Origin of the sequence: Streptomyces sp. NPDC059456 (assembly GCF_042750055.1) — a bacterium.
GTDB lineage: Bacteria > Actinomycetota > Actinomycetes > Streptomycetales > Streptomycetaceae > Streptomyces.
The window spans coordinates 1-5,093 of the sequence record NZ_JBHYVA010000625.1 but is presented as its reverse complement, the minus strand read 5'-3'; the positions used below and the strand labels follow the sequence as shown (position 1 = coordinate 5,093).

The following is a 5,093-nucleotide window of genomic DNA, read 5'->3' as shown; positions in this document are numbered from 1 at the left end:
TGGTTCCCCGCGGTCCGGGCCCCCCACCCCCCCCCCACCCCCCCGACCCCCACGTCCTTTCTCCCGAGGTGTCGCTGGCGCGGGGGCGCGGGGGGGGGGGCCCGGGCCCCCCCTCCCCGCGCTTACACTGGCCGGGTGGGGAGCATCGGAGACACCGAGAGTGCCGACTGGAAGAGCGACCTGCGGCAGCGCGGATACCGGCTGACCCCGCAGCGCCAGCTCGTGCTGGAAGCCGTCGACACGCTGGAACACGCGACGCCCGACGAGATCCTGGCCCACGTCCGCAAGACCGCCTCCGGGGTCAACATCTCCACCGTCTACCGCACGCTGGAGCTCCTGGAGGAGCTGAAGCTGGTCTCGCACGCCCACCTCGGGCACGGGGCCCCCACGTACCACCTCGCCGACCGGCACCACCACATCCACCTGGTCTGCCGCGAATGCACCGACGTGATCGAGGCGGACGTGGACATCGCCGCCGAGTTCACCGCGAAGCTCCGCGCCACCTTCGGCTTCGAGACCGACATGAAGCACTTCGCGATCTTCGGGCTCTGCAAGAAGTGCGCCGCCAAACAGCACGCCGCTCCGGCATAGGAGCCGCCCGGGCAGGGTCGTAGGCTGGGTGCCATGACCAGCAGCCCCTTGCTCCATCTCCCCGGCGCCGTACCGGCCGAAGGCCGCGACGAGGGCGTCGCCGCCCACTACGGAGAGCTGTACGGCGAACAGCGCGCGCTCGCCGACGGCCGCGGTTTCGTCGACCTCTCGCACCGCGGGGTCGTCACCGTCACCGGACCGGAGCGGCTGAGCTGGCTGCATCTGTTGCTCACCCAGCACCTCACCGAGCTGCCGCCCGGGCAGGCCACCGAAGCGCTGATCCTCTCCGCGAACGGCCACATCGAGCACGCCCTCTACCTCGTCGACGACGGCGAGACCGTCTGGGCGCACGTGGAGCCCGGCACCCAGGACGCGCTGATCGCCTACCTGGAGTCGATGAAGTTCTTCTACCGCGTCGAAGTCGCCGACCGGACAGCCGACTTCGCCGTCGTGCACCTGCCGGCCGGCTCCATCGCCGAGGTCGCCAAGGAGCACCCCGTACGGGAGACCGCGCACGGCCGCGACGTGTTCCTGCCCCGCGCCGAACTGGAGGCCTTCGCCGCCTCCCACGGCCCCGCCGCGGGCCTGCTCGCGTACGAGGCCCTGCGCGTCGAGGCGCACCGGCCGCGGCTCGGCCTGGAGACCGACCACCGGACCATCCCGCACGAGCTGGGCTGGATCGGCACCGCCGTCCACCTCCAGAAGGGCTGCTACCGCGGCCAGGAGACGGTGGCCCGCGTCCACAACCTCGGCAAGCCCCCGCGCCGCCTCGTCTTCCTGCACCTGGACGGCTCCGAAGTGCTGCTCCCGGCGCACGGCACCCCGATCCGGCTCGCCGCCGACGGCGAGGAGGGCCGCCAGCTCGGCTTCGTGACCACCGCGGTCCGCCACCACGAGCTGGGCCCGATCGCGCTCGCCCTGGTCAAGCGGAACGTGCCGGTCGACGCCCCGCTGCTGGCCGGTACGACGGCAGCCGCGCAGGAGGTCGTCGTAGCCCCCTGACCGCTCGGGCGGTCTCCGGCGTTTCGGACGCCCCGGGCGTCTCAGACGTCGATGACGATGGTGAACGGGCCGTGGTTGGTCAGCGAGACCCGCATGTCCGCGCCGAACCGGCCCGTCTCCACCGTCGCCCCCAGCGCGCGCAGCTGCGCGACGACCTCGTCGACCAGCGGCTCGGCGACCTCGCCCGGCGCCGCCGCGTTCCACGTGGGGCGCCGGCCCTTGCGGGCGTCTCCGTACAGCGTGAACTGCGAGATCACCAGCAGCGGCGCGTTCACGTCGCTGCAGGACTTCTCCGCCTCCAGGATGCGCACCGACCACAGCTTGCGCGCCAGCTGCGCCGCCTTCTCCGGGGTGTCGTCGTGGGTCACCCCCACCAGCACGCACAACCCCTCGCCGACGATCTCGCCCACGGTCTCGCCGGCCACCACGACGCTCGCGCCGTCCACCCTCTGCACCACTGCTCGCATACCACCTGTGTACCAGGCGTGCACCCATCAGGGGCCGATCGGGTGGAGTGGGACTGCATCCGCACCACGGAGAGTGGCACGATGCACGCAGGCGGTGCTTCCCCCCGGTCCTGTGGGCCGGGGGCGACCCCATGCACCGGTCGAGGGGACGGACACGTCACATGAACACTTCTGGTACCTCCGTACCTGCATCACCCGCGGCCACTCCGACAGCCGCGGTCCGACCGCCCGCGCAGCGCACGGGCGAGGAGCAGGCGCCGACCACGCCCGCCACCGCGCTCGGCCTGCCCGAACTCCGCACGCTGCGCCGGGAAGCGCAGCGCGACGAAGCCGACCTGAGTTACGTACGCAGGCTCCTCCAGGGCCGGATCGACATCCTGCGCGCCGAACTGGCCCGGCGCAGCGATCCGGAGGCACCGGTGACCCCGGAGCCACCGGTCGTCGACCGGCTCTCGGAGATCCTCGCCGACGCGCCCTCGCGGCGCAGCGCCTCCGCCCGGCACGTCACGCTCGGCACCCCGCACAGCGAGGAGTTCCGGCTGCTGGCCGCGGAGATGCTGTCCGACGTCGAGCTGTCGGACCTCGACGCCCGCACCGACGGGGAACTCCACGACGCGATGGGCCGCCTGGTCCGCTACGAGCAGCAGGTCTCGCGGCGCCGCCAGCAGCTCCAGCGCACGGCGGACGACTGCAGCGCGGAGATCACCCGCCGCTACCGGGAGGGCGAGGCGCAAGTGGACGACCTGCTCGCCTAGTCCGGCGGCCCGTCGGCGCGGGTAAATTCGGGCGACTCGCGCCGGGGCGGCGGTTTAGCGTGGCCGGTCATGAGCGCAGACGTCCGGCCGATCGCCGAATCCGAACTCCCCGAGTGGCTCAGGGCCGTGAACACCGGCTTCCTGCGCCCCGACCCCGTCACCGAGTCCGACCTCGCCCAGCGGGCCAAGCACACCGACCCGGACCGCACGCTGGGCGCCTTCGACCATGACACGGGACGCTGCGTGGCCACCCTGCGCTCCTTCGCGCAGGAGCTGACCGTTCCCGGCGGGGCGTCGGTGGCCGCGAGCGCCGTCACCAACGTCGCCGTGCTGCCCACGCACCGCCGGCGCGGCCTGCTGACCCGGATGATGGCCACCGAGCTGGCGGCCGCGACCGCACGCGGCGACGTCGTGGCCACCCTGATCGCCGCCGAGTACCCGATCTACGGACGGTACGGGTTCGGGCCCGCCGCCGCGGTCTCCGAGTGGGAGATCGACGTGAGCCGCACCGGGCTCGACGCACGCTGGGCCGGGCCCGGATGCGGCGGCCGGATCGAGCTGGTGGACGTCGCCGAGGCGCGGACGATCGGCCCCGGACTGCACGAGCGGCTGCGGGCTCTCTCGCCCGGCACGGTCGACCGCACCGCGCGCTGGTGGAGCCTGGCCACCGGGCTGGAGGAGATGTCCGGCCGCCCGTACAAGAGCCACTTCCACGCCGTGTACCGGACGGCGGACGGCGAGCCCGCCGGCCTCGTCGCGTACACGTCCGACAGCCACTGGACGGACGGCAAGGTCCCGCTCAACACCGTGCAGGTCACGGACCTGATAGCGGTCACCCCGGACGCGCAGCGCGCCCTGTGGCACTTCCTGTGCTCCATCGACTGGGTCCTGAAGGTCCGCACCGGCTACCGCGCCCCCGACGACCTCGTCGCCGAGCTGCTGCCCGACCCGCGCGCCGCCCGGATCGTGACCTCCGCCGACTTCCTGTGGGTGCGCCTCCTGGACGTCGTACGGGCGCTGGCCGCGCGGACCTACGCCGTGCCCGGGGTCCTCGTACTCGACGTGACCGACCCGGCCGGGCCGGCCGCCGGCCGCTACCGGCTCGACGCGGGCACGGGGGAGTGCACGCGCACCGAGGACCCGGCGGACCTGCGCCTCGACGCCTCGGCGCTGGGATCCCTGTACCTCGGCGACGCATCGGCGGTGCGCCTCGGCGAGCTCGGCCGGATCACGGAGCAGCGGGCCGGGGCGCTCGCGCTGGCGGACGCGGTGTTCCGCACGGCACGCCGCCCGTGGTGCCCCGACGTCTTCTGACCCCGCAGTCTTGTCCTGTTAGCGGAACGAACCGAGGAGTGGACTGAGCCACGTGGCTTCGATTGTGGAAACCCTGCGGGCGGCGGGCTGCGTGTTCGCCGAGGAGGAAGCGGAACTGCTGACGGCGGCCGCCCGGGACGACGCACACCTGGCGGACCTGGTGGCCCGCCGGGCCGGCGGCGAACCGCTGGAACACGTCGTCGGCTGGGCGGAGTTCTGCGGACTGCGCGTGCGCGTGGGCGAGGGGGCGTTCGTACCGCGCCGGCGCACCGAGTTCCTGGTGCGGGAGGCCGTGGCCCTGGCCCGGCCCGACGCCGTCGTCCTGGACCTGTGCTGCGGCGTCGGCGCGCTCGGCGCGGCGGTCGCGGCGCAGCTGGGCCCCCGGGTGGAACTGCACGCCGCGGACATCGACCCGGTGGCACTGGCGTACGCCCGGCTGAACGTGGCCCCGTACGGCGGGCGGGTCCACGAGGGCGACCTGTACGCCGCGCTCCCCGACTCGCTGCGCGGCAGGGTGGACCTCCTGGTGGTCAACGCCCCCTACGTACCGACCCGGGAGATCGGGCTGCTGCCCCCGGAGGCCCGCGAACACGAGCCGCTGACCTCCCTGGACGGCGGCGCGGACGGCCTGGACGTCCACCGCCGGGTCGCGGCCGGGGCCCTGCCCTGGCTGGCACCGGGCGGCAGACTGCTGATCGAGACGAGCGCCCGCCAGTCCCCGCAGACGGCCTCGGCCCTCTCGGCGGCGGGCCTGACGGTCCGCGCGGCCACCTCGGAGGAACACGCGGCCACGATCGCCATCGCCACCCGCGCGGCCTAGGGGAGCTCGGGGGTCACGAGGGCCGTGGCGAGGGAGCGGCCGGTCCGGCGGGCCCACCGAGTCCGCTCCCGGACCAGTCTCTGAAACACAACACCGAGCCCCCCAGACCCACAGAGAAAAGCGCGTGTGTGGGGGTAGCTTGAG

The 5,093-nt window shown here is 73.7% G+C and carries 6 protein-coding genes; 5 read left to right on the top strand and 1 reads right to left on the bottom strand.

The genetic code is table 11. The annotated features are described in order from the left end of the window. Positions 1–135 precede the first annotated feature (135 nt). The gene (locus tag ACFXA3_RS35005; RefSeq protein ID WP_385193786.1) at positions 136–591 is read left to right on the top strand and encodes a Fur family transcriptional regulator; all 456 of its coding nucleotides are present in this window, start codon (positions 136–138) and stop codon (positions 589–591) included. Positions 592–624: 33 nt separating this feature from the next. Further along, positions 625–1,593 (top strand): YgfZ/GcvT domain-containing protein, encoded by a 969-nt coding sequence (locus tag ACFXA3_RS35000; protein WP_385193784.1) that lies wholly within the window; start codon positions 625–627, stop codon positions 1,591–1,593. A gap of 41 nt (positions 1,594–1,634) precedes the next feature. Here ACFXA3_RS35000 and dtd read toward each other — a convergent pair whose 3' ends face one another. Further along, positions 1,635–2,060 carry a D-aminoacyl-tRNA deacylase gene (gene dtd / locus ACFXA3_RS34995; RefSeq protein ID WP_073920883.1) on the bottom strand — a complete coding sequence of 142 codons (426 nt, stop codon included), beginning with the start codon at positions 2,058–2,060 and terminating at the stop codon, positions 1,635–1,637. 161 nt (positions 2,061–2,221) lie between these two features. On the opposite strand from dtd, the gene ACFXA3_RS34990 reads away from it, so the two are divergent. The 3 genes from ACFXA3_RS34990 to ACFXA3_RS34980 all read left to right on the top strand — a co-directional run bounded on the left by ACFXA3_RS34990 (position 2,222) and on the right by ACFXA3_RS34980 (position 4,949). Then, positions 2,222–2,815 (top strand): AmfC protein, encoded by a 594-nt coding sequence (locus ACFXA3_RS34990; RefSeq protein ID WP_385193781.1) that lies wholly within the window; start codon positions 2,222–2,224, stop codon positions 2,813–2,815. A gap of 69 nt (positions 2,816–2,884) precedes the next feature. Then, positions 2,885–4,129 carry a GNAT family N-acetyltransferase gene (locus ACFXA3_RS34985; protein ID WP_385193779.1) on the top strand — a complete coding sequence of 415 codons (1,245 nt, stop codon included), beginning with the start codon at positions 2,885–2,887 and terminating at the stop codon, positions 4,127–4,129. Positions 4,130–4,172: 43 nt separating this feature from the next. Further along, positions 4,173–4,949, top strand: coding sequence for a putative protein N(5)-glutamine methyltransferase (locus tag ACFXA3_RS34980; RefSeq protein ID WP_385193789.1), 777 nt, complete (start codon positions 4,173–4,175; stop codon positions 4,947–4,949). Positions 4,950–5,093 lie beyond the last annotated feature (144 nt).